Here is a 23,854-nt window from a genome sequence, read left to right on the forward strand (position 1 = left end):
TCGTTGCCAGTGTAGGCTGCCAGAGGATCAATGACGCAGAATGCTAACCGCTTTTTGCGAACAGGCAGGCGTCCGGCAGGCACACCTCAGACCGCCACACGGGATCGTTCTCGAGCTCTTCGCGCAGCTCTGAGTAGCTTTCCGGATGAAGCTTTCGGCTGAGATAGAGATAGTCATAGCCACCCTCTGGAAGAGGACCTACCCCCTCAAAATAGGCCGTCGCTTGATCGTAACGAAGCTCTTGCGCGTTCCAGTCCGTCGCCCGGTCTGAAGCGAAAACCCGCCGTCCAGACACGACAGGAACCCACACATCCTCGCCGCCAAGCAGAAATGGGCGTTCCGGCTTTTGCAGGACCACCGCGTCCAGAGGTGTCGAGCGAGCAATCGCCTTGAGGACCTTGAGGTCATCGCCGGGGATACGGACGGTCCAGCGGTCGGTGGACCACGCATGCCATGAGGCATCGAGAACAGGAGTGATCAGCCCAACAAGCAAAAGCGGACTCGCGAACCACGCCAGCCCACGGCTGCGGATTCGACATCCAGCATCATCCCTCTGCACCAGCCATGCACAAGCGATCGCAAGTCCGACCCATGCCATGAAGCTCACTCGGAGCTGCCATTCCAGAGCCAAGCGCTGATGATTGATGAGACTGGAAAGCAGAAGTCCCGTGAGCCCCACAGCGCACAGCGCCAAGGCAAACCTGAAAACTGGCTTCTCGTCTTCGGGAATCGGACGAAGGCGCCACCGGGTTAGAAGCCCGTAAAGTCCGACCAGCCCCGTGCCATAAACCAGGAGCAGTCCGGGCCACGCAAGCAGGAAGCGGACGGCAGCGCGGTGCGCGAACGGCTTGCTCGCGGCAAGCGGACTCGTTAGCCCGCTATCACTCGGATCGAATCCAATCACGCCGAGGAGCAGCGGCAAGGTGAGTGCGAAAGCCCACACTATCAGAACCTCGCCCAGCCGCCGCAACATGAAGTCTCGACGATCGAGAAGGCGCGTGACCGCATACACGGCAAGCGCCGCAAGCCCGGCTAAAATTGAGATCGCGCAGGCTGCAGCGATCGGCGCCAGAGACAGAAGCTTTGCAGCTTTTTGTCGTGGCCAAGCGCGAACCGTCTGTAGCAATCCCCAGCTCAATAGACCTGCGATCACGAACTGATGCTGCGGAATGTAGAGATTCAGCCGGAACAGAGTCGAACCGTTCAATAAGGGACTACCAAGCCCTTCGATATTGAGTTGAGTCGCCGCTGCCGAAACATCGAACCCGCTCGCGATGAGCGCCAGCAGGCCATCAAAGGAAGGCGACAGCCATCCGATCAACGTGAAGAACGCCGCCCACGGACCCGTCGCACCAGCTGCCCGAACCAAGCCATAGACTAGGATCCAAAACGCAAAAGTCTGCAACAGGTCGCTTGCGACCAGCGACCGCGCAGCATCGTCCGACAGCGCAGCGCCAACTGCTGGCGGGATATGCGCGAACCAATAGTATGCGAGCGGTGCATCTGTTGTGAAAATATCCCGCGCAGGCAGGCCGAAGCTTGCAAGCGATCGGACATGGGCGATGTGTTTGAAGCCATCCGCATTGAAGAATGCCCTCACCACAAGATCCCCGCCGTCAAAATTCACCGCGCTCTGGATAATGAGAGCCGTCGCGAAGGTGGCGCAAACGGCAACCGGAAAAGCCCACGGATCAATCCGAGGCCAGAGCCATTCAGCCGGAGGTGAGCGCAGGAAGAAGGCGGCCACACCGAGTGCCAAGGCAGCGAGAAGCGCGGCAAGAATCGGAAGCTGGCCAGGGGTCACAAGCGCGACAAGAGCAGTGAGCAAGGCAACCGCTGCCTGACTGCAGAAGCCGGCTGCAATATAGACCGCGAGTCCGCAGTTCCGGCCAGCAACGAACAGCCAGCCCGGCAGGCTGAGTACGGCGAAAACCGTCCCGGCAATAAGAAGTGCGAGAAACATCTGCTTGAGCCCCTGCGGGACCCTACGCGCCCTCCGTTAATGTTCTGACACTCGCGCCGATCAATCTGGCCGCTGGCGACCGAGCGCGGCTAGATAGCAAACGCCCAGCGCCATAGCGCGGATCAACCAACTCGCCGTTCAGACCGGCCGCACCACTCCGGGCCGACCGATCTCGCATTCGAGCGCCGCCCGGTCCCAGCGGGCTCCGTCGGCGGCCGCTGCATAGGTCTGCTGGAGGAACTGAAGCAACGCAGTATCCGGATCGGCCGCCGTTCGCACCGCCTCGTAAGGCATGACGTACTCACCCATCTCGCCGTCGAACCCGGCTCCGTCCGGCAACCCCTTCGCCTCCCGAAAGCCGGGCGGCTCCGGATAGGCGTAGGAATAGAAGAGTGGGAAAGGCGCGGTCGGCCCGCCCGACCAGAACCCCGCGCTCGACACCTCGTGTGAGTATGCTTCCTGCGCAACATCGTCCGGCAGGTTCGGCACTCCGCCGGGATGGAGCGGCGCCGGCCGGCCCGAGAAGCGCGTCACCGCAAGGTCGAAGCTTCCCCAGAAGAAATGCACCGGGCTCACCTTGCCGATGAAGCCGGAACGGAAACGCGTGAAGACCTCTCCGGTCTTCAACCACACGCGCCAGAGCCTGTGGGCGGCATCCGGATCGTAGCGGCGCGGCCGGTCGTCCTCGGCGAAAGGCACTGCGTCGGGCAGCTCGTTCGGCACGCCATCGAACTCCACCGCGATCCCCGCATTGGCGAGCATCTCGACAACCGCAGCATGAAAATCCGCGATGGTCGGGGCGTTGAGAGGGATATCGTCGTGGCCTCCGTCGCTGGTCCGCAGCGACAGCCTGTGCCGGATCAAGTCGAATTCGAGATCGAACGCGCCTTGCGGATAGGAGTTCGGCCCGGTCGAAAGTCCCACGGCGCTGAGATAGAGCGTGACGTGCCAGCTATGATTGATCCATGGGGTGCGTGCCAGGCGGATCTTGCCCACGATCTGCGTCATGAGATGCAGAGCGTCATACGTCTCGTGCTCGGCCGCATAGGAGAGAGCCGGCCAAATGCTATCGATCCTGTCGTTCATCTATTCCGGAAGTTCGCCGCTTCCGCCTCCAAACAGCCAGACCCAATAATCGCACGCGCCATGAGAAGGCGCTTTCCCCCTCGCGCACAAGCCCGGGCTTTCCCGCTTGACTCCATACCAACTGGTTGGTTTGTTATATTCCATGACGAACGCGACACCAGTCTCTCACCAGCTCACTCCTTCGCCGCCACGCGGCCAGGCCCGACGGGCCTTGCTGGACGCAGCCATCAAGTTGGTGCGCCGACAGGGCTGGGCGGCAACGACCGTCGACGAGCTTTGCTCCAGCGCCGGGGTCACCAAGGGCGCTTTCTTCCATCACTTCCCGTCGAAAGAAGCGCTCGGCGTTGCAGCGGCGAAACACTGGGTTGAGGTGATAGGCCCGTTCTTTGCCGAAGGCGGCGATACGCGTCTCTCCGATCCGCTTGATCGCATCTTCGCCTATCTCGATTTTCGCGCCGAGATCGCTAAAGCCCCCCTGGACGTGGCGACCTGCTTCGCGGGCACTCTCGTGCAGGAGGTGTTCGCGTCGAGCGCGCCGATCAGGGACGCATGCGGCGCCACGATCCGCGCACTGGTCGAGCCGCTGACTGAGGACTTCCGTGCCGCCATCGAGAGCCACGGCGCCCCTGCCGGGGTCACCGCCGAGAGCCTCGCGATCTATACCCACACCGTCTTCCAGGGCGGCTTTGTCATGGCGAAGGCCGAGAACGACGCCGCGCCACTCATCGATGCCATCGCCCAGCTCAAGCGCTACATCGCTCTGCTGTTCGGTCGGGCTCACCCCTGAGCCGCCACGTTCAGACATTCAAATGGGAGGATTGTCGTGATGAATGCCAGCACCGAGCCGCCGATCGAGATAACGGCATTCTCGTGGGTCCCCGACTTCGCCAAGGGCTATGTCCGATGCCTGAGGCCCCGCTGGGCGCTGGAAGAAATCGGCCTCCCCTATCGGACGCGCCTGTTTCATGCCGCCGAGCCACGGCCGGCAGACTACTTCCTGGAGCAACCTTTCGGCCAGGTCCCGGCCTATCGCGAAGGCGACCTTCACATGTTCGAAAGCGGCGCGATCCTCCTCCACATCGGCGAAAAGGACGAGCGCCTCCTCCCCCGCAATCCGCAGCGGCGCGCCCGCTCCATGAGCTGGCTCCTCGCGGCCTTCAATTCCGTCGAACCCTCGGTCATGGAGCTTGTCTCCGTGAACCTGTTCAACGCGAACGAGGACTGGGCGCCGCTCCGCCGGCCCAGCGCGATGGACGCGGCACGCGCAAAGCTCTCCCGCGTGGCGGACTCGCTGGGCGATCGGGAATGGCTGGAGGACCGCTTCACGGTGGCGGATATCGCCATGGTGACGGTCCTTCGCGGCCTCGATCACACTGAGTTGCTGTCCGAGTTTCCGTCCCTCGTCGCCTATCGCGCGCGGGGCGAGGAAAGACCCGCCTTCGCACGCGCTTACCGATCGCAGCTTTCGGACTTCGATACCGGATCCGGACAATCCATGGAAAAGACCGCCGCAGGTGGAGGAGCATCATGACATTCATCGACGGTTTCGTTGTGCCGGTCCCTGCCAGCAACAAATCCGAGTTCATCGAACACGCCAGGAAGATCGGCGGGGTCTTCGTCGAACTTGGCGCCCTCCACGTGCGCGAATGCTGGGGGGCCGATGTGCCTGACGGGACGCTGACCGACTTTAAAAAGGCGGTTCAGGCGAAGCCGGATGAGGCCATCGCCTTCGGCTGGATCGAGTGGCCGGATCGCGGGACGAGAGACGCGGCAATGGAAAAGATGCAGGGCCTGATGAAAACCGACGACCGGGTCAAGCCCGAGACCAACCCGATGCCCTTCGACGGCAAGCGGATGATCTTCGCAGGCTTCGAGTCCCTTCTCGTCTCAGAGAAATGAGCAAAGCTCCCCAGGGAGGGCAAGCGCCTAATGGGTCGCGGCGGCCTGCGCCGGCGTGAAGGGGTTGGGGACCTTGCTCGCCAGATCGTTGAACACGAACGCTCCCGACGAGCGCGCGGTGCTGGCCTGGGCCTGACCTCGAATGCTCGGATAGAGCGCGACGAACTCCACGTAGCGGTCGTGGTTCATACCGCTGGTCGCCGCAACGCTCGAGATATCGACCACCTGAACGTGCCCCCTCGCAGCCGCCTCCTGCACCAGCGGATTGTTGACGTCGATCGCCCCTAGGCGCTGCCGCTCCCCGGCAATGCGGCGGGAGAAGCCGAGCGCCTTGTCGTCCCGCGACACGAGGACGGTGAGCGGCGGCTTCAGCGGACCGATCACCTCGAGCTGGGACATGAACACCGGCACATCGATGTCCGGCGCCGCCAGGATGACGTTGAGCTTCGCGATCACGTCGTTGCGGCCCATCAGCCGCAATTGGCGTACGGACTCCACCGTCAGCCAGCCGCCCATGCTGTGCCCGAACAGCGTCACCTCGTTCGTGCCCGGCTGCCTTGCCAGCAGGGTCAGCGTGTCGACCAGCCCGTCGCGTGAATAGGTCGCGTTATCCTTGTCGGTCACATAGCCCGCCACCTTCGCCGCCGACGGCCAGTCGAACAGCACGGTGGTCCCGTGATGGCCCGAATCCTGGGCCATCTGCGCGACACGGAAGAGCGCCTCCTGGAAGTTGTTGTTGTAGCCGTGCACGAACACGCCGTAACGCCGCAGACCGCGCTCGCGGGTCTCCGCCAGGGTCAACCGCTGAAAGCTCGCCCGGTCGAGACGCTGCTGCTCGACGACCACGAAATCTCGCGCGGGATCGCCTGCCCCCTTGGGCCATTCGATCGCGCCCGGCTTATGGGTCGGGGGAATGGAGATCTTGAAAGCGGCGTAGTTCAAGCCGCGGCCGGGCTGAGAGGTGAAGACATTGCTGTCCTCCGCAGCACGCGCCCGCGTCGTCGCCACATAGACCGTGATCGTTTGCGCTTCCGGCACCGAGACGGCAACCGGCGCGAGGACCTCCGGACCCGGCCGGCCGGCACAGCCCGTAAGCATCGCCAGGGCGAGCACCAGCACGGCCCAGCCGCGACGCGCGCACCGTCCGCCGGACGGATCCGGCGCAGCGCCCCACGCACGCCCCAATCGTGTCTGCTGATGCACCCCCGGCTCCCACGCAAAACGAGCCGTCACGCCGCCTGACGAGCTACAATCGAAAAATCTTCGAAATATTGCCCCAGTTTACGCCGAAAGAACGCGCGAACGGAGCGAAAAAAGCAAGGCCGGCGTCGTGGGCCGCGACACCGGATTTATAGGGCGAATGGACATAATGGCCCCAACCGTGAGAAGAGGTTGCCCGTAACGGACGCCATGGGGCGAACAGACGGCCGCATGGGGCGGCACGCCGGGGGATAGTATCGAGCCGACGGTGCCGATCGCACGGGCCAGCCTTGAAGGGGCCGCCCGCCTCGCCCACTTCCATCATTTCTCCTCCCGTTCGGGAGCATTGAAGCGAAAGCATCTCAATGGAATCGAGCATCTGGCTCTGGGTCGCCTTCAACATCTTCGTTCTGGCGCTGCTGGCGTTCGATCTCGGCGTGCTCCACCGCAAGGAGCGCGAGATCAAGGTCGCCGAGGCCATGAAGCTCAGCCTGTTCTACATCGTGCTGGCGCTTATTTTCGGCGCTGGGCTTTTCTGGCTGCGCAGCAACGAGGACGGCATCGACTTCCTGACCGGCTACTTCATCGAGAAGTCGCTCAGCGTCGACAACATCTTCGTCATCGTCCTGATCTTCAGCTATTTCCAGGTGCCGCCTCAGCATCAGCACCGGGTGCTGTTCTGGGGCATTCTCGGCGCGCTCGTCATGCGCGGCATCCTCATCTTCGCCGGTGTGAAACTGATCCACGAATTCGCCTGGATGGCCCTGCTGTTCGGCGCGTTCCTGATCGTGACGGGCGTGAAGATGCTCGTGGTGGCCGACGAAAAGCCCGATCTTGAGAACAACATCATCGTCCGCGCTGTACGCAGCCGTTTTCGCCTGACCGACCGCTACCACGGCAAGCATTTCTTCGTCCGCCAGGACGGCGCGCTCTACCTCACGCCCCTCTTCCTGGTGCTCGTCCTTATCGAGGTTACCGATCTCATCTTCGCCGTGGATTCCATCCCGGCGATCATCGCCATCACCACCGATCCCTTCATCGTCTACACGTCCAACGTCTTCGCGATTCTGGGTCTGCGGGCGCTCTATTTCGCACTTGCCGGAATCGTGCCGCGCTTCGTCTATCTGAAATACGGCCTCTCCCTCGTGCTGCTGGTGATCGGCTTCAAGATGATCGCCAACTATCTCTATGGCGGGAAGTTCATCCCCACCGAGTGGGCCCTGCTGATGACCGTGATCCTGATCGGCGGTTCGATCCTGCTCTCGCTCCTGAAGACCCGTGGCCAAACCACGGAAGCGGAGCCGCTACCCACCGGATGGATTCCCGGCAGCAGTGCCCAGGAAGACGAGACGGAGGAGAAGCGGAAACAGGGAGACGAAAACTAGTCCCGCGCGGGCTCAAGCGTAGGCGACCCAGCCCCGCCAGGTGAACGCGGCATAGAACTGCGCAACGTCGGAAAACCTCGCGGCTTCGAGGATCGCCACGTTCTCCTCCGGGCTGAGCATCAAGTTCCGGTTTGCAGCCGTCACGGAGCGCCACTTTTCGGCGCGCTCAGGCTCCTCCCCGGCGGCAACCGCGAAGGCCGCGTAGCGGGACAGCCAACGCTGCTGCTCGTCCGCCGCTTGCGGGCAGCTCACATGAGCCGCAACGAACGGCGCCCCGGGCTTCAGCCGGCGCCGGATCTCGCCGGCGGTGCGGGTGCGTTCCTGTGCATCGAGAAAGTGCAGGGTCAGCAGACAGACGGCACCGTCGAACGGGCCTTCCGGCGCATCGTCGATATAGCCGTGAACGAACGCGACGCGCTCCGCCGATGGCCCCAGCTTCCGCTCCGCCAGATCGAGCATGGCGCGAGCCGGATCGACACCCACAAAGGTCCAGCCGGGGCGGGCGTCGGCGAGCGCTTTCAGCTCCATCCCTCCGCCTGCGCCGAGCACAAGGATGCGCGCATCGTCTGGGGCATATTCGGCCAGGAGCACGCCGGTCATGCGGTGAAGGTCGGCAAGACCGGGGACGTAGCGCACCGGCCCCTCTTCATATCCGGCGATGGCTTCCGGATCGGAAAACCGGGCGACGATCGCCTCCATGGACATGTCGTTTCCTGCACCGTCCGCCTTGTGAGCGGCGGCCCCATCCCGGTCAACCATGCGCCTTCTCCAGATCCCAGGTTTGGTGACGGCCCGCGACGCGGGCATGAAAGTCCTCGCTCAGCGCGGCGAGCGTCACCTCTCCCAAGCGCGTCAGAAGGAGCGCTTCCGCCTCCCTGAAGCTCTCGTCGAGGGCCGCATTCACGGCCTGCTCCACGGCACAGCCGGGCGACTCCGTCCGGTTGCCCATGGCGAAGAGCGGCGGCGCGCCGAGCGCGCGATAGATGTCGAGGAGGGTGATCTCGGTCAGCGGCCGGGCGATGCACCATCCGCCCCCGTGCCCCTTCTCCGATCGGACGTATCCGGCATCGCGAAGCCCGCCGAGAGTCCGGCGAACGACCACGGGGTTCGTGCACATGGCCTTCGCCAGCATCTCGGAGGTCGCCGGCCCGTCGAGCTCCGCCATATGCAGAAGCACGTGGAGCACGCCCGACAGTTTGCTGTTCCGTATCATGTAACTTCTATTATTACATAATACGGAACGGCACAAGTCGCAAAGGCGGTACACGGCCGGAAGCCGCGCACCGCTTTTGGTTTCAAAGGTCCGCTAGGCGACGACCTTGGCGGCAAGGAGATCGACCTTTTCGATCACCGGTGCCTCTGCGAGCAGGGTCTCGGCATTCTCCATGAGAGCGGCCGCGATCTTGCCTTCCAGGTGAGCCTGACGTCCCTCCTCGTTCGCGAAGGCATCGAAGACGCCGAACGTGCTGGGACCGAACTGCAGCGCGAACCAGACGGGCGTGGCCTCCTCTTCTTCGGCGAGCGGCAGCGCGCTTTCGAGGAAGGACTTCAGGGCGGCTTCCTGCCCCGGCTTGGCCTCGAGGCGGACATAGAGGGCGAGCTTGACCATGGTGGACTCCTAGTGTTGCGGGATTGAACCACCCATTCCTATCGGGCGCGGCCCCCATCCACACTTGGCAGTATCGACATATTTGGTATTGTTCTTGCCACACTCTGGGAGATCTCATGATTGTCGATATTCTGGCCTTGGACGGCGTCTTCGATACCGGCCTCGCCGCCCTTCAGGACACTCTGGCCACCGCGTCGGAGCTGAGCGCAGACGTCGGCGGCCCGGCAATCGAGCCGCGGGTGATCTCCCTCCGGCGGAATACCCGCACCGCCAATGGCCATAAGCTCTCCACCAGTCTCTGCTCCGACGACCGCCAGGCCCGCATCATCGTCGTGCCGGCCATCGGCGCGAAGACGCCCGAAGGCTTGGCCCAGGCCCTGACCCATCGCGACATCGCGAAAGCGGGCGAACTGCTGCGGGCGCTCAAGCAGGACGGCGCGATCGTCGCCGCAGCCTGCACCGGCACATTCGTGCTCGCCGAGAGCGGTCTGCTCGATGGCAAGATCGCGACGACGAGCTGGTGGTTGGGGCCGTTTTTCCGGTCCCGCTACCCGGAGATCGTGCTCGACGACCGCCAGATGCTTGTCGTCGGCGACGGCATCGTGACGGCGGGTGCGGTGCTGGCCCATTTCGATCTCGGCCTCTGGCTCGTGCGCCAGGCGAGCCCTGCCCTCGCCGCGACCACCGCCCGCTATCTGATGATCGATCCGCGGCCCTCCCAGACGGGCTATGCGATCCCCGATCACCTCGCCCATAGCGACCCCCTCGTCGAACGCTTCGAGCAATGGGCACGGGACAATCTCGACCAGGGCTTCTCCCTCCAGGCGGCCGAAGAGGCTCTCGGCACGAGCCGGCGAACCCTCGCCCGGCGCCTCAAGTCGGTGCTCGGCAAGACGCCGCTGAATTTCGTCCACGACCTCCGCGTCGAGCGCGCCGTGCATCTGTTGCGCACCAGCAGCGACAGCGTCGAGGCGATCGCCGAGAAGGTCGGCTATGCCGATGGGGTGACCCTGCGCACCCTGCTCCGCCGCCGACTGGGCCGCACGGCCTCTCAGCTCCGCAACCTGGAAGCCTGAGCGGTTCATCCGCTTACCGCTTCGAGGCGAAGAGAACGAAACTACGCCCCGAACGGAAAACTCTGTTATCAAGGTTGGGCTGGCGCATTCGCCATGCGCCCCTTCCAGACGGTTTCTCCCCAACAGCTCTCCATGCACTTCAAAGTCCGCCACACCACGGAATACCGCTATTCCGCCCCCGTCAGCTTCGGGCAGCATACCCTCCGCCTGACGCCGCGCGGCGAGACCGTTCGCGACGTGAAGCAGGAACTGATCGTCGAGCCTGCGCCCGCGAGCCGGAAGACGATGGTCGACGCTTTCGGCAATCGTACGACCCAGATCACCTTCGAAGGCGCTTCGGATCGGCTCTATATCGAGAGCCTGTTCGAGGCGGAGACCCGTCAGCCGGCCTCTCTCGACGGGACAGTGCTGCCCCTTCTGCCCTGGCCGGAGCCGTCGCGTGGCGCTCGGAGGAGGACATAACGCCTTACCTCCCGGCCACGCCGGAAGACGAGACGGTCCAGGCCTTCGCCCGAGAGCTCGCGACGGAATGCGACTCAGGCGCCCTCGCCTTTCTGCAGCATCTGAACACCACGCTTTACAGAAGGACCGACCGGAAGATCCGTGCCGAGGGCGCAGCCCAATCGGCAGCCGAGACCCTGGCCATCGGTCGCGGCGCCTGCCGCGATCTTGCCGTGCTTTTCATCGCCGCCTGCCGGTGCCTCAACATCCCCGCCCGCTTCGTGAGCGGCTATCAGGCTCATGCGGAGACGGCGGATGGGAAGCGCTATCTCCATGCATGGCCGGAAGCCTATCTTCCCGGCGCCGGCTGGTACGGCTTCGACCCCACCCATGGTGTGATGGTCGCCGACGGTCACGTCGGCATTTGCGCCGGTCCTGAACAGGCCGACACCATGCCCGTGTCGGGCGGGTTCTTCGGACCCGTCGTCAGCTCGAGCCTGAACTTCGAGGTCGAGATCGAGACCCGCCGCTGAAGCTTCATCGCCACTTGCCGGAACGTCCCCCGTCTGCGCTACTCGGTGAAGATCCAAACGAACGGTGCAAATAGGAGCCGCTCTTGTCGTCCCGCCCGCCACTGCCGCCCTTCACCGCCCAAACCGCAGCCGAGAAGGCCCGCAAGGCTGAAGACGCCTGGAACACACGCGATCCCGAGAGGGTCTCCCTCGCCTACACCGAGGACAGCCGCTGGCGGAACCGCGCGGAGTTTTTCTCCGGCCGCGCGGCAATCGTGGAATTTCTGACCCGGAAATGGCAGCGCGAGCGCGAATACCGGCTCATCAAGGAGGTCTGGGCCTTCACCGAAAACCGCATCGCCGTCCGCTTCGTCTACGAATGCTGCGACGCGGGCGGCCAGTGGTTCCGCTGCTACGGCAACGAGCAGTGGGAATTCGACGAGGCGGGGCTGATGCGGCGGCGGGAGGCCAGCGTCAACGATTTGCCGATTGTCGAGACGGAACGACTGTTCCATTGGCCCCTCGGACCGCGCCCGGACGATCACCCCGGCCTGACAGAGATGGGGCTTTAGGCGAGACCCGGAAGGGCCGGTCCCACCTTAATACCGCGCGCCGTCCACGCGCTCGATCTTGAGCGCATCGAGATCGATATCCGGAACGCATCGGAGATTGATGGCCGCCGTCTCCGCGCCACCGGGCGCCGTCCCCAGGGCAAAAGCCTGAGTGCCGCAACGCGAACAGAAGACATGATCGATGATCCGCCGCCCGAAGCCGTAGGATGTCAGCACATCCTCGCCGCTCTTGAGGCCGAAGACCTCTCGCGGGAAGAACGCCCAGAGGAATCCCTTGCGCCGGCAATGAGAGCAGTTGCAGCTCTTCGCCGATGTCGGCGCATCCGCATCGACTGAGAACGTCACCGCGCCGCAATGGCAGCTTCCTTCGAACGGCATGGCATCGCTCCTTTGACCTGATGGAGGGCCGTGTCTAGCGGCAGATGGGGAGAGGTTTCGGCGGCGGCCCCTTGGGCAGCGACGCCTTCCAGCGCTGGATGACGGGCTCGAGCTGCTCCTTCGGCCAGAACTTCGGCTTGCCGATCGACCGGAGGCAGGCCGCATTCCAATAGGCGCCGTTCGTGCCGCCCGCCACCGCGGCGATATCCCGGGACTCCGGGTAGATGTAGAGAGTGGTCGGGTTGTTGCGGACCAGCTCCTTGATGTCCTGGGCATCCTCCCAGGACCAGCTGGTGCAGCCGTTGCTCCGCCCACCGGTGTAATTCACGAACGAGCCATAGGGCACGAACCCCTCCTTATCGGCATACTGGTTGCCCGGCACCTTCATCCGGCACTGCCAGTGCAGCGTGACCGAGGCATGCCCGCCGATCTCCCGCGGCCGCGCGTTCGCCGCTTCCCCCATGCCCTCGAACTGAATGAAGGTCCGCACCAGAGGCTGGGTCTTGCCGTTCGCCTTGTAGTAGCCCTTGAAGGAATCCTTCAGCTCCGCAGTGAGATAGGGGCCGCCCGCGGTCAGTTTTGAATCCTGCGCGTTGGAGAAGTTCTTCGCGCACTCCCGCCCGTTGGCGAAATTGCCGAGCCGGCCGAGATTCCGCCCGTTGCCATGGCCCGAGGACATGACCTTGAAGACCTGGTTCCGCTCGCAAATGATGTAGAAGCGCCCATTCTTCCCGACGCCGGAGGGCCGTGTCGCATCCATGGCGAAATAGCATCCGTTTCGGATCTTGCCGCCCTGGAGCTGCTGGAAGTAGAGGGAGCGCGCCCGGTAGAGCACCACCGGCGCGATCTGGCCCGCGCCCGTCCCCACATGGCGCATCAGCCAGGGCGGCGCATTGAGCTGCTGGGCATGAGCCGCCGGTACCCCGCCAGGCGGCAAGAGCCCGATCGCAGCGGCGGACAAGCCGGCGAGGAAGACGGTTGCAAGCGCCAATCTGACAAGCAAGGAATCAGCTCTCTGCATGGTGCGGATTATCGGCTCCCTCGCCCGGAACGCCAAACGGCATCTTCGCTGCTGGGCGGCACATCTTGCGCATCGATCGGCCCCGCCCTACCGGCAGATCGGCAGCGGCTTCGGCGGCGGCGCCGGATACTTCTTCTTGTATTGGGCGATGGCCGGCTCCAGCGACGCCCGCGGCCAGAATTTCGGCCGGCCTATGGCCCGCAGGCATGTCGCGTTCCAATAGGCTCCGCGCACGCCCCGCCCCACGGCGACGATGTCTTGCGATTCCGGATAGATGTAGAGGCTGGTCGGATTGTTCTGCACCAGCCGGGTGATCTCGTTGGCATCGGCCCAGGACCAATTGGTGCAGCCGTTGCTCCGCTTGCCCGTGTAGTTGATGAACTCGCCGAACGGCACGTAGCCCTGCTCGTCGGCGAACTGGGCATATTGCGGGTCGGGCAGCTTCATCCGGCATTGCGCGCGGATCACCACCGAAGGATGCCCGCCGATCTGGCGTTCCCGCGCGTTCGCCGTCTCCCCCTCCCCTTCGAACTGGATGAAGGTCCGCACCAGAGGCTGGGTCTTGCCATCCGCCCTGTAATAGCCCTTGAGGGAGGTCTTCAGCTCGGCCGTCACGTAAGGTCCGCCCATAGTGAGATACGACCCTTCCGCATTGGAGAAATGCTCCGAGCATTCCGGTCCGTTGGCGAAATCCGCCACCGTCTGAAGGTTGATGCCGTTGCCGTGGCCGGAAGACATCACCCGGAACACCTGGGAGCCTTCGCAGATGATGTAGAACCGCCCCTGCTGGCCGACGCCGTTAGGCCGCGTCGCATCCATGGCGAAGTAGCAGGCGTTTCGAATCTTCCCGGCCTGAAGCTTCTGGTAATAGAGCGCCCGCGCCCGCTGCAGCACCACCGGCGCGATCTGCCCGTCCGCCGTGCCGACATGGGCTTGCAGCCAGGCGGGCAGCGCCGCGGTCTGGGCGCGCGCCGTTCCGCTGCCGATGCCCATCAGGAGCGCGGCGGCGAAGGCCAGACCGGCCAAGCCGATCAGGGCCGGACGAAGCGATAATCTGGGCACCGAATCATCCCTCGCGGACGGAAGCCATCGTCAGGCCGCGACGATGCGACGACGACATGGCGACTTCAAGTCCGGCGAGGCTTGGAGGTCAAGCCCCGCAGGCTTCGACGCAAGGACCCCTCAGCCGCCATACGCCGCGTCGGAGACCTTCTCCAGCCACGTGACCACCTCCCCGTCCTTCGCCTCCTGGACCGCGATATGGGTCATGGCGATATCGGGAGCGGCGCCGTGCCAATGCTTTTCGCCGGCGGGAAACCAGACCACGTCGCCGGGCCGGATCTCCTCCACCGGTCCGCCCTCGCGCTGCACCCGGCCGACGCCTTGGGTGACGATCAGGGTCTGCCCCAGCGGATGGGTATGCCACGCCGTGCGCGCGCCGGGCTCGAACGTGACCGACGCGCCGGCCACCCGGCCGGGCTCCTCCGCCTTGAACAGTGGATCGATCCGCACCGTACCGGTGAAATAGTCCTCCGGCCCCGGCGCGGAGGCTCGTTCGTCGACACGGGTGATCTTCATGGGCAACACGTCCTCTCTTCACACTTAAACAAAACCGCTGCCGGGAAGATGGGGTCGTGAAGCGCCTGCGCAAAGGAGCCGGCTATGCCGGCCCCTCCCGGAAAGGTCTCAGGCGGCGGCGCGTTCCGCCATCGGCCGGCGGCGCATCGAAGTTTCCGCGATCGACGGCGGCACGTAAGTGGCCGCCTCCAGCGGCGCCACGTCGACGCCCGGCGGCACGATCTCATCGATCCGGTCGAGGATCTCGTCATCCAGAGCCACCTCGGTCCCGGCGAGCAGGCCATCCAGCTGCTCCATCGTGCGCGGGCCGATGATTGCGGACGACAGCGCCGGATGCGCCACCACGAAGGCGAGCGCCATATGCATCAGCGACATGCCCGCGCTTTCCGCCAATGGAATGAGCTGCTCCACCATGTCGAGGCTCGCCGCGTCGGACATAGCCTTTGGGAAGTATCTCGCACGGAGCGTATCGGGCTGCTCCGCCCCTTTGCGGTACTTGCCTGTGAGCATTCCCTTCGCCAGCGGGCTCCACGCCATCACCCCCATGCCGTAATGCTGGCAGGCGGGAAGCACGTCGCGCTCGATGGACCGGTTGAGGATCGAATAAGGCGGCTGCTCTGTGCGGAACCGCGCAAGCCCGCGCCGCTCTGAGGCCCATTGGGCCTCGACGATATCGGACGCGGGAAATGTGGAAGACCCGATCGCGCGCACCTTGCCCTCCCGCATCAGATCGGTCAGCGCCGATAGCGTCTCCTCGATATCCGTATCCGGAGTCGGACGATGGAGCTGGTAGAGGTCGATGTAATCGGTCTGCAGGCGGCGCAACGAGTCCTCCACCGCCTGGGCGATCCAGCGGCGCGAAGCCCCCTGTTGGTTCGGATCGTCGCCCATCGGGCCGTAGAACTTGGTGGCGAGCACGACATTCTCCCGCCTGCCCTTCAGGGCCTTGCCGACGATGACCTCGGACTCGCCATGGCTGTACCTGTCTGCCGTGTCGATGAAGTTGATGCCGTGATCGAGCGTCTTGTGGATCATCCGGACGCCTTCGTCGTGATCGGGATTGGCCATCTCCCCGAACATCATGGCGCCCAAACACCACGGGCTGACTTTGATGCCGGTTCGGCCGAGCGGACGGTAATGCATGTCGATCTCCTTATGGGGGCTGGTGCAGCCGGAACGACTGAGCTACACCTAAACGGAACGATGATCCGCTTATACGGAACGATGTTCCGCTTAGCAAGAGGATGACGCAGACGTGGGACGGGACGCCGCACGACCGGAAGCGCACGAGGATGAGAGCAGGCCGATGCGGGCCGACGCCCGGCGCAATCTCGACGCCGTGCTCAAGGCCGCGATCACGGTTTTCGCCGAACAGGGCGTGGACGCGCCGATGCGCACCATTGCGGCGGCGGCGGGCGTCGGCGTGGGCACGATCTACAGGCACTTCCCCCAGCGCTCCGACCTGATCAAGGCGATCATCCGCCGGGAGGTGGACGCACGCACCGAGCGCGCCGCGGCGCTTGCCGCCGGCCATCCGCCCGGCGAAGCCCTCGCTCTATGGCTGGAAGGTCTCGTGGATCTGGTGGCCACCAAGCGCGGCCTGGGTCCGGCCCTTCACTCCGGCGACCCGGCCTACCAGAGCCTGCCGGACTATGTCTTGGGCCAGCTCACCCCTGCCCTCGAAGGTCTGCTCGATGAGGCCGCAGCCGCCGGAGAGATCCGCCCCAAGACCGATGCGAACGAGCTCCTGTTGGCCGCCCTGCGTCTGGCGAGCCCGGCAAGCGACGGCAAGCCCGAGGAGGCCCGCCGCATGATGGCCCTGCTTTTCGATGGCTTGCGGTATGGAGCGAAGGCTGCGCGATAACATGTGCGCGCTGCTTGAGAGGCTGAAGCCCTATTGCGGCACGGGCGCGTCCGGCAGGTCGTGCCAGCGCTGGATCTTCCAGCCCTCAGCCCCCTTCACCAGCCAGCCCTCGTAATTGAGGCTGGTGACGACGCTGAATTTCTCGCCGTTCTTCCCATTGTGGAGAAGCTGGGCCGCGCTGACTGGCTTATCGACCTTCGCGTTGGTCAGGAGCCCGACCACGCTGATATGGGCGGTGGTCTCCGTCTGATCGAGGAATAGGATGTTCGACATCAGATGCCGGCGCCGGTTGCCCGACTTGGCGAAGGCCTTCATCCGCTCCGTCCAGAAGCTGCGAAACCCCTCCCCTGAGAACGAGACCGACGGCTCCCCCGGCGTGCCGGCGACGAACACCGCATCGTCGGTGAAGAGGCTCAACCAGGCCTCAGCCTCGTAATTGTCGTAGGCGAAGGAATAGGCATAGAGCAGGTTCTCGATCGCCAGCCGATCTTCCGGATCGAAATCCACAGCCCCCGGATTCTCCTCCGGCGCATAGGAGGTGAGCGGCTTCACGTCCGGCGCGAGGCTGGCGCCTTTGGGGAGTTCGGCTTGCTCGGAGGCGGCCTGTTTGGCGAGCACGAGCGCGGGCGCGGTGAAAGCGGGAATGGCAAAAACCAAAAACAGAGCCGCTAGGGCGGCGGGAATTTGGTGGGTCATGAATGGAGTGGTCCTGGAATGGGCGGGAAATGCTTATTCAGATAGGCCGGCGCTGGGAACCGGGATTCGGAGCAGCTTGACAGCATTTTCTTTTCGGCTGGTCTAGAGCCAGAATTGTGGGGAGAGGAAACCGTTCGCAACTGCTCAGAAGTTCACTTCCCACTGATTAATCAGATCACCCTCGACATATTCCTCAATGAGGAACAACTGCCGCTTAACACTGAGTTCCAGATAGTAACCAAGCGCATATCCACAGACGTATTCTGGATTCGCGCGGCCATCAGCGGACCAAATCCCGTCGAACGACGAACGCGTTAGCGTTCTTAGCCGCAAGCGATCGCTCTCCTTTTCATGTTCCGGTCGAGTGGATCGCTTCATCTCGATCGCAATCAGGTTATCGCATTCCGGAATGCCGCCACGCTATGGAGGATCAGATCACATACGATTGAAATCTTTCCTACGCCGTCTACGAGAATGACCTTAAGGCGCCCAGCCTGCATGCGATTGTATTCCGCGTCGCAACGATATCCTTTGAACCCTGCCTCAATAGTCGCTTCTTCAATCAACGGCGCCCAACAAGCGCAGAGATTACGTTCTGAGGTTCCGTTCAGGATATTGGCGGTTTCGCGTTTCAGAAAATGGGAAAAGGAGTTTTCAAATACAGCACGTAGAGTTTTGTGCATGATGCGCCATGATCAATTGCAGGAGACTAGCCTACCCCCGCGCATCCCACTCCGGGCAACAATCTCTCCACCGGATCGTCCCCCCGTACGGGTAAGTAGCCGGCAAGCAAGCTCAAGACCTCCCCACCGCGTTGCGAAAGTCTCCGAGACTTCGAACCAACTTCCGTCATTTCCGGCGCCGTGGTAGAGCCCCATACAGGAACACTCACATTCGTGTCCCTTTGCATTCATGCAGGCGGGCGCACATTTCTCCTGCTCGCGATACGGCTGAATAATATATACCCTCCCGTACCTCGCTAATGCACGATCAACGAAATCATTCAGCCAAGCCTTCGGCAGCTCCCAATACTTTTCGGTTGCTATCCAGACAGGATCTGTTCGTCGACCATTGCGAAGCCACTGCCGGTTGGACTCCGAATAAGGAAGACGCGCCCGCAAACGTTCGCCCTTCCCTGTCCTACGGAGCACCACGGGAATATTCTTCTGGTTCCAGACCTTTCTCAGAGCAAGTTCGCTCATGCTGAGACCGCAACCCTAGGATCTTTCTATACGATGCAACGCATCTTTGATCGTGTCCCGTATATCGGATTCATTCAACTCCTGCGCCGCTCTACCAAACTGTCTGATATCCACTGAGGCGCCTGCCTCAAACTTCTTAGCCAGCTCTGGGTGTTCCTTCAGCTGCCTTACTAGATAGCCTAAGAGTCGACGCTTCTCGCCCTCACGAACCGGATCCTCGCGACCGTCTTGGCGAAACATGGCTCGGACCCGCTCAGAGAGCCGGTCAACCTCTTCCCCTAAGTCTTCGACTTCACCCAACACAGTCTGAACTGTGTCATCCGTATCTTCGACTTTAGAATCCGCCCACCCCAGACGTTCGGCAATGTCTCTGATCCTCTTCTCGAGTAGAAGCTCAAGGTGATTTATCGAGCCGGTTATCTTCCCCGCTAGCTGTTCAAATCTCAACGTGAACGCCCGGGTCTCGACATCCAGGAATATCTGCAAAAGCTCAGCGGGGTGAAGAGCTCGATTCCCACTTCCATCGCGTATTAGATATTCCCCCTTCGGAGTCGAATAGGGTCTGTTCTCTCCAGGGAGAATGTGGACTCTGATCAGGGGATCGGCCGCAGTGTTTTCAGCATAAAGTTTAATTGCTACCGGCGGAATGCAACTCATTGCCTTACTAACAATGCCGAGTGCAATTTGGTCATCTAATAAATGACCACAGATCTCACCGTACTGAGAGCCATTTTTGTGCTTCTTCTCAATCACTCCGACGAGAACATGCCCGCCGTCTGACGTGTTTGCGAACGAAACAAAATCGTCCGGCTTAAGACCCTTTGAGATCTTCTTATAGTCAACAACCGAACTCTCACCATTTGCCAACAAGCGTTTCGTAAGCTGTGTCAGTCCAGGGTGCTTCCGAGTAAATGACATACTTCTAGTGTTCCTTGGCGGGCCGGAGGTAGCTCCGCTGTCTTTATTTAATGATCCGCATCTGGAATCCACGCGGAGCCTGCTAACACAGCTTAGCTACCAACCGTAAATTGCAGAAAAAACTGAAACAATCAGAAAATCTAGCGGCGGGTCCCGGCCCGGACGCATCCTCGCCGAGGAACAGGCGCGTCGGCGGGTTTTCGGTTTCCACCAGGCTCAGCACAACTTGCACGGCTCTCGCAGTATCGCTCGGCTAGCGTCCAAGACCACATAGCCCCCACGCCGCCGACCTGCTATCTCCCCACGCATGCCGGAGCCCATCCTGATCCTCGTCGATGCCGATGCCTGTCCCGTAAAGGACGAGGTGTTCAAGGTCGCGCTCAGATACGGGATCAGGACGGTCGTCGTCTCGAATGCCTTCATGATGCTGCCGAAGCACCCGTCCATCGAGCGGGTGATCGTCGATCAGGGGCTGGACGTGGCAGACGATTGGATCGCCGAGCGGGCGCGCCCGGGGGTGATCGCGGTGACCAACGACGTTCCCCTGGCCCACCGTGCGGTGACGGCCGGGGCCGAGGCCATTGCCCCGAACGGCAAGCCGTTCGATTCCGGATCGATGGGCATGGCGCTGGCGACCCGGGATCTGATGACAGATTTGCGCTCGGCGGGCGCCATAACCGGCGGCCCCCGCCCCTTCTCCAAGGCCGACCGCTCGGCCTTCCTTCAGGCGCTGGACGCGTGCATCGTCCGCCTCAAGCGGGCCGGCCACCCGACGGACACGCCCGAAGCCTGAAGCGGATGATCGCGCTGAACCGCACCCGCCTGAGCCCCGCTGGCACTGGTGCCCTCTACGGGTTGCCAGGAGCCGCTATCTCCTCGCAGAACGCAAGGAATGCGTCGACCTTGGCGGGTGGCAACCGCCGGGACGGTCGAACGGCGTAAAGAGGGAAAGTCTCCTCGGGCCAATCCGGGAAAAGCTCGACCAACGTCCCCGCGGCCAGATGACCTCCAACCGCAAAGGCAAGGACCTGGGCGATCCCCAACCCGGCCAGACATGCTTCCTCCATCGTCTCCGGGTCCGTGAAGGTGAACCGACCACTCGCTTTCACCCTCACCGTCTCGTCCGGACGCTGAAATTCCCATTCGAAGGGTCTGCCGCGCTGGGGGTCCAAAAACTGGATGCATTCGTGGTCCAGAAGGTCCATCGGCCTGCGTGGTCGGCCCATCGCCGCCAGATATGTTGGAGAGGCGACGGTCAGCACCCGCGTCTCCAGCAGCAGGCGCGACGACAGGGTGGAGTCGGGCTGCGGCCCGAACCGGATCGCCACATCCACCCCCTCGGCGACCAGATCGCCGGCGTCGGGTTGCTGCACAAGGATAAGCTGAAGATCCGGATAGCGGGCCGCAAGGTCGGGCAGACGCGGCGCGAGCACGTTGCGGGCAAAGATCGGATTTACGCTTGCCCGGAGCAAGCCTTGGATCTGCCCCACGGCGCCCGCGGCCAGACTCGCTGCCTCTTCGACCCCGGACAGATGGGGCACGGCCAGCTCATAAAGCCGCGCTCCCTCGGTCGTAAGCCTCAAAGATCGCGTGCTTCGATCGAGGAGCCGCACACCGATGCGCTCTTCGAGCCGTGACACCGAGCGGCTCACCCCCGATGGCGTAAGACCCAGGATTTCGCCGGCGCGAGTGAAGCTGCCGCTCTCGACGACGCTGGCCAGAACGCTCACCCCCGCAAGCAATCGGCTATCGAAGGCCATTTCCCATTCCTAGCATTTATTCAAGTCTCATTTGCCTCTCCACACTCTAATGCAAAGATGGCGGAGCCGATATCTTGTGAGCATCAATCGGCGGCGCGGTCCGCGTGGAGATGATGATGTTCGCAATCATGGGAATAACCGGAAAGGTGGGCGCGATCGCCGCCAAGACCTTGCTCGCCGCCGGCCAGGAAGTTCGTGCTGTCGTACGGAGCGAGGACAAGGGCGCTGTGTGGAAGGCGCGCGGCTGCGAGATTGCAGTCGTGCCCGATGCCGAAGACCTGCCGACGCTGGAACGGGCCTTCGACGCGGTTGACGGCGTGTTCCTGATGAACCCGCCCAATTACGACTCCGACGCAGCTTTCACGGACACCCGGCGCCGTGCCGAGGCCACGAGCCGCGCCATCTCAAAGGTCAAGCCAGGTCGCGCAGTGTTGCTCTCCACGGTCGGGGCGCAGGCGAGCCAGTTCAACCTGCTCAATTGGGCTGGGATATACGAGACCGCCCTCGAGGAAACCGGCATTCCTGTCGCCTTCCTGCGCGCCGCCTGGTTCATGGAGAATGCAGCCTGGGACGTCGCAGCGGCGCGTGAGGGGCGCTTTAACAGCCACCTCCAGCCGCTCGATCACGCCATAGACAGGGTGAGCGTCAAGGACATCGGCCGCGTCGCGGCCGAGCTGCTGCAGGAGAGCTGGACAGGGGCGCGGACGATCGAACTGGCCGGTCCACGTAAATACAGCCCCAACGACGAGGCGGCGGGCTTTGCCGCCGCGCTCGGACACCCGGTCGAAGCGGTCGTCGTGCCCCGCGACACGTGGGAAGCGCAGTTCCGGAGCCAGGGCATGCAATATCCCGAAGGTCGTATGCGGATGCTCGATGGCTTCAATCAAGGCTGGATCGACTTCGAGCGGGAGGGTGCCGAGCGGCGCACCGGCGAAGTCACTTTCGAAGCGGTGCTTAGCGAGTTGGTCGCCAAGGGCTGAACATGCCAAGCGGTGCCGGAGCAGCCCAATCCCATCAGGCGTCGCGCCGGGGTCCGGCCTGGCACGCCAAGCGGCGACCGTCAGGCTCAGGCGGGCGGGCCACGAGACGGACCCGCCCGAAGCCTAGAGCCGTCTACCCCAGAAAGTCGCGGATCTCATCGGCGATCTCCTGCGCGTGGGTCTCCAGCGCGAAGTGGCCCGTGTCGTAGAGCACCACCCTCGCCTCCGGGATATCGCGCTTATAGGCCTCCGCTCCCGGCGGCAGGAAGAACGGGTCGTGCTTGCCCCAGACGGCCAGCAATTTCGGCTTATGGGTGCGGAAATACTCCTGGAAGTCGGGATACATCGCCACGTTGTTTTTGTAGTCGCCGAACAGATCGAGCTGGATGTCGGTCGCGCCCGGCCGGCCGAGATAGTGCCAGTCCAGCGTATAGCCGTCCGGCGAGACGGTGCTCGGGTCGGCCACCCCGTGGGTGTATTGCCAATAGGTGGTCTCCAGGGTCAGCACGGGGCGGATCCCGTCGCGGTTCGCTTCCGTCGGGTTCTCCCAATAGGCGCGGATCGGCGCCCAGCCGTCGCCCAGCCCCTCCTCATAGGCGTTGCCGTTCTGGGTGACGATCGCGGTGACACGCTCCGGGTGCTTCAGCGCCAGGCGGAAGCCCGTTGGGGCACCATAATCGAACATATAGACGGCGAAGCGGTCGAACCCGACCTCTTCGGTGAAGCGCGCCGTGGTCTCGGCGAGAGATTCGAACGTGTTCGCCTTCGGGTCGTCGGACTGGCCGAAGCCCGGCAGATCCGGCGCGACGATGTGGAATTTGTCGGCAAGCAGCGGGATGAGATCCCGGAACATGTGGCTAGAGCTCGGAAAGCCGTGAAGAAGCAGCAATTTGGGCGCGCCGGGCGTTTCCGCCTCCCGATAGAAGATCTTCAAGCCGTCCACGTCGGTGCTGCGATAGCAAATGTCGGTCATTGTCCTTCTCCCAATCTGTAACCATCTAAAATGCTAGTAGACGGTTATGCTTGATTGGATGAAACCTGTCAAATATGATTTTAGAGGTTACACATTCGAAGGAGCGATTCTTGCCCGTGCCTGATGCCCCCATGCTGATCGCCGACGATCGCGGTCTGGATTTTCTGAACTCCCTGGCAACGCCCCATGGCGAGCCCGTCGACTGGCTCGCGGACGGGGAGGGCTTGGTGCACTGGCTGCGCGAAGCGGAGCTGGTTCCGGCGGATGCCCTCGATGAGATCGTCGATCGGGTGAAGCCGGTCGAGCTGGATCGCGTCGCCGGGAAGGCGCGGGAGCTGCGCGATTGGTTTCGGGGCTTCGTGGAGAGCCATATGGGCCGCCCCCTGACCGAGAAGAGCCTGAAGGCGCTGGCGCCGCTGAATGACTTGCTGGCGCGGGACGAGACCTACGGCCAGGTTGTACGCAACGAGGATGGAGACGGGGAGACCGGCCTGGCATTCGTCACTCGAAGGCGATGGCGCTCGACCGACAGCTTGCTCTTTCCCATCGCCGAAGCCATGGCGCGGACGGTCACCCACGAGGACTTCGCCCACGTGAAGGCCTGCGAAGGGCATGACTGCATCCTGCTCTTCGCCGACCACACAAGGGCCCGCGCCCGGCGCTGGTGCAGCATGAGCGTTTGCGGCAATCGCGCGAAGGTCGCCGCTCACAGGAGGCGCAAGAAGGCGGAATAGGCGCTGC

At 63.2% G+C, this 23,854-nt stretch carries 27 protein-coding genes; 12 read left to right on the forward strand and 15 right to left on the reverse strand.

The annotated features are described in order from the left end of the window. Window positions 1–43 precede the first annotated feature (43 nt). Window positions 44–1,963 (reverse strand): hypothetical protein, encoded by a 1,920-nt coding sequence (locus A7A08_RS12415; RefSeq protein WP_069095788.1) that lies wholly within the window; start codon window positions 1,961–1,963, stop codon window positions 44–46. A gap of 138 nt (window positions 1,964–2,101) precedes the next feature. Beyond that, on the reverse strand, window positions 2,102–3,049 hold the full coding sequence (locus A7A08_RS12420; protein WP_069095789.1) for a DUF5996 family protein: 948 nt from the start codon (window positions 3,047–3,049) through the stop codon (window positions 2,102–2,104). A 142-nt stretch (window positions 3,050–3,191) separates the two neighbouring features. On the opposite strand from A7A08_RS12420, the gene A7A08_RS12425 reads away from it, so the two are divergent. From A7A08_RS12425 to A7A08_RS12435, 3 genes are read left to right on the forward strand one after another with little or no spacing between them, the layout of a single operon-like run. Then, window positions 3,192–3,836, forward strand: coding sequence for a TetR/AcrR family transcriptional regulator (locus A7A08_RS12425; RefSeq protein WP_083226762.1), 645 nt, complete (start codon window positions 3,192–3,194; stop codon window positions 3,834–3,836). Window positions 3,837–3,875: 39 nt separating this feature from the next. Next, complete coding sequence (locus A7A08_RS12430; protein WP_069095791.1) at window positions 3,876–4,580, forward strand: glutathione S-transferase family protein; 705 nt, start codon at window positions 3,876–3,878, stop codon at window positions 4,578–4,580. Continuing rightward, entirely contained in the window at window positions 4,577–4,948 is a 372-nt protein-coding gene (locus A7A08_RS12435) for a DUF1428 domain-containing protein (protein WP_069095792.1), read from the forward strand. Before A7A08_RS12430 ends, A7A08_RS12435 begins: the two co-directional genes overlap by 4 nt. 27 nt (window positions 4,949–4,975) lie before the next feature. Here A7A08_RS12435 and A7A08_RS12440 read toward each other — a convergent pair whose 3' ends face one another. Next, on the reverse strand, window positions 4,976–6,151 hold the full coding sequence (locus A7A08_RS12440; RefSeq protein ID WP_245290926.1) for an alpha/beta hydrolase: 1,176 nt from the start codon (window positions 6,149–6,151) through the stop codon (window positions 4,976–4,978). A 362-nt stretch (window positions 6,152–6,513) separates the two neighbouring features. On the opposite strand from A7A08_RS12440, the gene A7A08_RS12445 reads away from it, so the two are divergent. Beyond that, window positions 6,514–7,533, forward strand: a complete 1,020-nt coding sequence (locus A7A08_RS12445) for a TerC family protein (RefSeq protein WP_069095793.1) — start codon at window positions 6,514–6,516, stop codon at window positions 7,531–7,533. Between the two features lie 12 nt (window positions 7,534–7,545). On the opposite strand, the gene A7A08_RS12450 is transcribed toward A7A08_RS12445, so the two are convergent. The 3 genes from A7A08_RS12450 to A7A08_RS12460 form a co-directional block, all read right to left on the reverse strand. Next, the gene (locus A7A08_RS12450) at window positions 7,546–8,232 is read right to left on the reverse strand and encodes a class I SAM-dependent methyltransferase (RefSeq protein WP_083226763.1); all 687 of its coding nucleotides are present in this window, start codon (window positions 8,230–8,232) and stop codon (window positions 7,546–7,548) included. 52 nt (window positions 8,233–8,284) lie between these two features. Next, the gene (locus A7A08_RS12455) at window positions 8,285–8,746 is read right to left on the reverse strand and encodes an Rrf2 family transcriptional regulator (RefSeq protein WP_069095795.1); all 462 of its coding nucleotides are present in this window, start codon (window positions 8,744–8,746) and stop codon (window positions 8,285–8,287) included. A 93-nt stretch (window positions 8,747–8,839) separates the two neighbouring features. Continuing rightward, window positions 8,840–9,142, reverse strand: a complete 303-nt coding sequence (locus tag A7A08_RS12460; RefSeq protein WP_069095796.1) for a putative quinol monooxygenase — start codon at window positions 9,140–9,142, stop codon at window positions 8,840–8,842. Between the two features lie 116 nt (window positions 9,143–9,258). Between A7A08_RS12460 and A7A08_RS12465 the strand changes: the two genes are divergently transcribed. From A7A08_RS12465 to A7A08_RS12480, 4 genes are all read left to right on the forward strand, one after another. Next, on the forward strand, window positions 9,259–10,218 hold the full coding sequence (locus A7A08_RS12465) for a GlxA family transcriptional regulator (RefSeq protein WP_069095797.1): 960 nt from the start codon (window positions 9,259–9,261) through the stop codon (window positions 10,216–10,218). A 93-nt stretch (window positions 10,219–10,311) separates the two neighbouring features. After that, window positions 10,312–10,680, forward strand: coding sequence for a transglutaminase N-terminal domain-containing protein (locus tag A7A08_RS16600; protein ID WP_069095798.1), 369 nt, complete (start codon window positions 10,312–10,314; stop codon window positions 10,678–10,680). A gap of 101 nt (window positions 10,681–10,781) precedes the next feature. After that, window positions 10,782–11,192, forward strand: coding sequence for a transglutaminase-like domain-containing protein (locus A7A08_RS15670; RefSeq protein ID WP_342586682.1), 411 nt, complete (start codon window positions 10,782–10,784; stop codon window positions 11,190–11,192). Window positions 11,193–11,275: 83 nt separating this feature from the next. Then, a complete protein-coding gene (locus A7A08_RS12480) occupies window positions 11,276–11,743 on the forward strand; it encodes a nuclear transport factor 2 family protein (protein ID WP_069095800.1) in 468 nt (155 codons plus the stop codon). 27 nt (window positions 11,744–11,770) lie between these two features. On the opposite strand, the gene A7A08_RS12485 is transcribed toward A7A08_RS12480, so the two are convergent. The 5 genes from A7A08_RS12485 to A7A08_RS12505 form a co-directional block, all read right to left on the reverse strand. After that, entirely contained in the window at window positions 11,771–12,121 is a 351-nt protein-coding gene (locus A7A08_RS12485; protein WP_069095801.1) for a GFA family protein, read from the reverse strand. 34 nt (window positions 12,122–12,155) lie between these two features. After that, a complete protein-coding gene (locus tag A7A08_RS12490) occupies window positions 12,156–13,124 on the reverse strand; it encodes a murein L,D-transpeptidase catalytic domain family protein (protein ID WP_245290927.1) in 969 nt (322 codons plus the stop codon). 105 nt (window positions 13,125–13,229) lie between these two features. Next, window positions 13,230–14,135, reverse strand: a complete 906-nt coding sequence (locus A7A08_RS12495; RefSeq protein ID WP_069095860.1) for a hypothetical protein — start codon at window positions 14,133–14,135, stop codon at window positions 13,230–13,232. Window positions 14,136–14,324: 189 nt separating this feature from the next. Further along, window positions 14,325–14,720 carry a (R)-mandelonitrile lyase gene (locus A7A08_RS12500; protein ID WP_069095803.1) on the reverse strand — a complete coding sequence of 132 codons (396 nt, stop codon included), beginning with the start codon at window positions 14,718–14,720 and terminating at the stop codon, window positions 14,325–14,327. A 108-nt stretch (window positions 14,721–14,828) separates the two neighbouring features. After that, a complete protein-coding gene (locus A7A08_RS12505) occupies window positions 14,829–15,863 on the reverse strand; it encodes an aldo/keto reductase (protein WP_069095804.1) in 1,035 nt (344 codons plus the stop codon). 163 nt (window positions 15,864–16,026) lie between these two features. Between A7A08_RS12505 and A7A08_RS12510 the strand changes: the two genes are divergently transcribed. Beyond that, the gene (locus tag A7A08_RS12510; RefSeq protein ID WP_083226747.1) at window positions 16,027–16,584 is read left to right on the forward strand and encodes a TetR/AcrR family transcriptional regulator; all 558 of its coding nucleotides are present in this window, start codon (window positions 16,027–16,029) and stop codon (window positions 16,582–16,584) included. A 30-nt stretch (window positions 16,585–16,614) separates the two neighbouring features. Here the strand turns inward: A7A08_RS12510 and A7A08_RS12515 are convergent, their stop codons facing one another. Both A7A08_RS12515 and A7A08_RS12520 read right to left on the reverse strand, forming a co-directional pair. After that, window positions 16,615–17,280 carry a nuclear transport factor 2 family protein gene (locus tag A7A08_RS12515; RefSeq protein WP_083226748.1) on the reverse strand — a complete coding sequence of 222 codons (666 nt, stop codon included), beginning with the start codon at window positions 17,278–17,280 and terminating at the stop codon, window positions 16,615–16,617. 1,217 nt (window positions 17,281–18,497) lie between these two features. Next, complete coding sequence (locus tag A7A08_RS12520; RefSeq protein ID WP_169823005.1) at window positions 18,498–19,349, reverse strand: AlbA family DNA-binding domain-containing protein; 852 nt, start codon at window positions 19,347–19,349, stop codon at window positions 18,498–18,500. A 358-nt stretch (window positions 19,350–19,707) separates the two neighbouring features. On the opposite strand from A7A08_RS12520, the gene A7A08_RS12525 reads away from it, so the two are divergent. Next, window positions 19,708–20,193, forward strand: a complete 486-nt coding sequence (locus A7A08_RS12525) for a YaiI/YqxD family protein (protein ID WP_069095807.1) — start codon at window positions 19,708–19,710, stop codon at window positions 20,191–20,193. Window positions 20,194–20,248: 55 nt separating this feature from the next. Here the strand turns inward: A7A08_RS12525 and A7A08_RS12530 are convergent, their stop codons facing one another. Continuing rightward, complete coding sequence (locus tag A7A08_RS12530) at window positions 20,249–21,160, reverse strand: LysR family transcriptional regulator (protein WP_069095808.1); 912 nt, start codon at window positions 21,158–21,160, stop codon at window positions 20,249–20,251. Window positions 21,161–21,270: 110 nt separating this feature from the next. Between A7A08_RS12530 and A7A08_RS12535 the strand changes: the two genes are divergently transcribed. Continuing rightward, on the forward strand, window positions 21,271–22,140 hold the full coding sequence (locus A7A08_RS12535) for an NmrA family NAD(P)-binding protein (protein WP_245290934.1): 870 nt from the start codon (window positions 21,271–21,273) through the stop codon (window positions 22,138–22,140). A gap of 133 nt (window positions 22,141–22,273) precedes the next feature. On the opposite strand, the gene A7A08_RS12540 is transcribed toward A7A08_RS12535, so the two are convergent. Then, entirely contained in the window at window positions 22,274–23,113 is an 840-nt protein-coding gene (locus tag A7A08_RS12540; protein WP_069095809.1) for an alpha/beta fold hydrolase, read from the reverse strand. Window positions 23,114–23,229: 116 nt separating this feature from the next. Between A7A08_RS12540 and A7A08_RS12545 the strand changes: the two genes are divergently transcribed. Then, a complete protein-coding gene (locus A7A08_RS12545; protein WP_425349027.1) occupies window positions 23,230–23,847 on the forward strand; it encodes a CGNR zinc finger domain-containing protein in 618 nt (205 codons plus the stop codon). Window positions 23,848–23,854: the final 7 nt, after the last annotated feature.

It is taken from the genome of Methyloligella halotolerans (assembly GCF_001708935.1).
In the GTDB taxonomy this organism is placed as follows: Bacteria; Pseudomonadota; Alphaproteobacteria; order Rhizobiales; family Methyloligellaceae; genus Methyloligella; species Methyloligella halotolerans.

Bases quoted from the DNA above. Each gene is read 5' to 3' on its own strand.
- A7A08_RS12415 (WP_069095788.1), bottom strand. From the start codon at position 1,963: ATGTTTCTCGCACTTCTTATTGCCGGGACGGTTTTCGCCGTACTCAGC.
- A7A08_RS12420 (WP_069095789.1), bottom strand. From the start codon at position 3,049: ATGAACGACAGGATCGATAGCATTTGGCCGGCTCTCTCCTATGCGGCC.
- A7A08_RS12425 (WP_083226762.1), top strand. From the start codon at position 3,192: ATGACGAACGCGACACCAGTCTCTCACCAGCTCACTCCTTCGCCGCCA.
- A7A08_RS12430 (WP_069095791.1), top strand. From the start codon at position 3,876: ATGAATGCCAGCACCGAGCCGCCGATCGAGATAACGGCATTCTCGTGG.
- A7A08_RS12435 (WP_069095792.1), top strand. From the start codon at position 4,577: ATGACATTCATCGACGGTTTCGTTGTGCCGGTCCCTGCCAGCAACAAA.
- A7A08_RS12445 (WP_069095793.1), top strand. From the start codon at position 6,514: ATGGAATCGAGCATCTGGCTCTGGGTCGCCTTCAACATCTTCGTTCTG.
- A7A08_RS12450 (WP_083226763.1), bottom strand. From the start codon at position 8,232: ATGGAGGCGATCGTCGCCCGGTTTTCCGATCCGGAAGCCATCGCCGGA.
- A7A08_RS12455 (WP_069095795.1), bottom strand. From the start codon at position 8,746: ATGATACGGAACAGCAAACTGTCGGGCGTGCTCCACGTGCTTCTGCAT.
- A7A08_RS12460 (WP_069095796.1), bottom strand. From the start codon at position 9,142: ATGGTCAAGCTCGCCCTCTATGTCCGCCTCGAGGCCAAGCCGGGGCAG.
- A7A08_RS12465 (WP_069095797.1), top strand. From the start codon at position 9,259: ATGATTGTCGATATTCTGGCCTTGGACGGCGTCTTCGATACCGGCCTC.
- A7A08_RS16600 (WP_069095798.1), top strand. From the start codon at position 10,312: ATGCGCCCCTTCCAGACGGTTTCTCCCCAACAGCTCTCCATGCACTTC.
- A7A08_RS12485 (WP_069095801.1), bottom strand. From the start codon at position 12,121: ATGCCGTTCGAAGGAAGCTGCCATTGCGGCGCGGTGACGTTCTCAGTC.
- A7A08_RS12495 (WP_069095860.1), bottom strand. From the start codon at position 14,135: ATGGGCATCGGCAGCGGAACGGCGCGCGCCCAGACCGCGGCGCTGCCC.
- A7A08_RS12500 (WP_069095803.1), bottom strand. From the start codon at position 14,720: ATGAAGATCACCCGTGTCGACGAACGAGCCTCCGCGCCGGGGCCGGAG.
- A7A08_RS12505 (WP_069095804.1), bottom strand. From the start codon at position 15,863: ATGCATTACCGTCCGCTCGGCCGAACCGGCATCAAAGTCAGCCCGTGG.
- A7A08_RS12510 (WP_083226747.1), top strand. From the start codon at position 16,027: ATGCGGGCCGACGCCCGGCGCAATCTCGACGCCGTGCTCAAGGCCGCG.
- A7A08_RS12515 (WP_083226748.1), bottom strand. From the start codon at position 17,280: ATGACCCACCAAATTCCCGCCGCCCTAGCGGCTCTGTTTTTGGTTTTT.
- A7A08_RS12525 (WP_069095807.1), top strand. From the start codon at position 19,708: ATGCCGGAGCCCATCCTGATCCTCGTCGATGCCGATGCCTGTCCCGTA.
- A7A08_RS12530 (WP_069095808.1), bottom strand. From the start codon at position 21,160: ATGGCCTTCGATAGCCGATTGCTTGCGGGGGTGAGCGTTCTGGCCAGC.
- A7A08_RS12535 (WP_245290934.1), top strand. From the start codon at position 21,271: ATGATGATGTTCGCAATCATGGGAATAACCGGAAAGGTGGGCGCGATC.
- A7A08_RS12540 (WP_069095809.1), bottom strand. From the start codon at position 23,113: ATGACCGACATTTGCTATCGCAGCACCGACGTGGACGGCTTGAAGATC.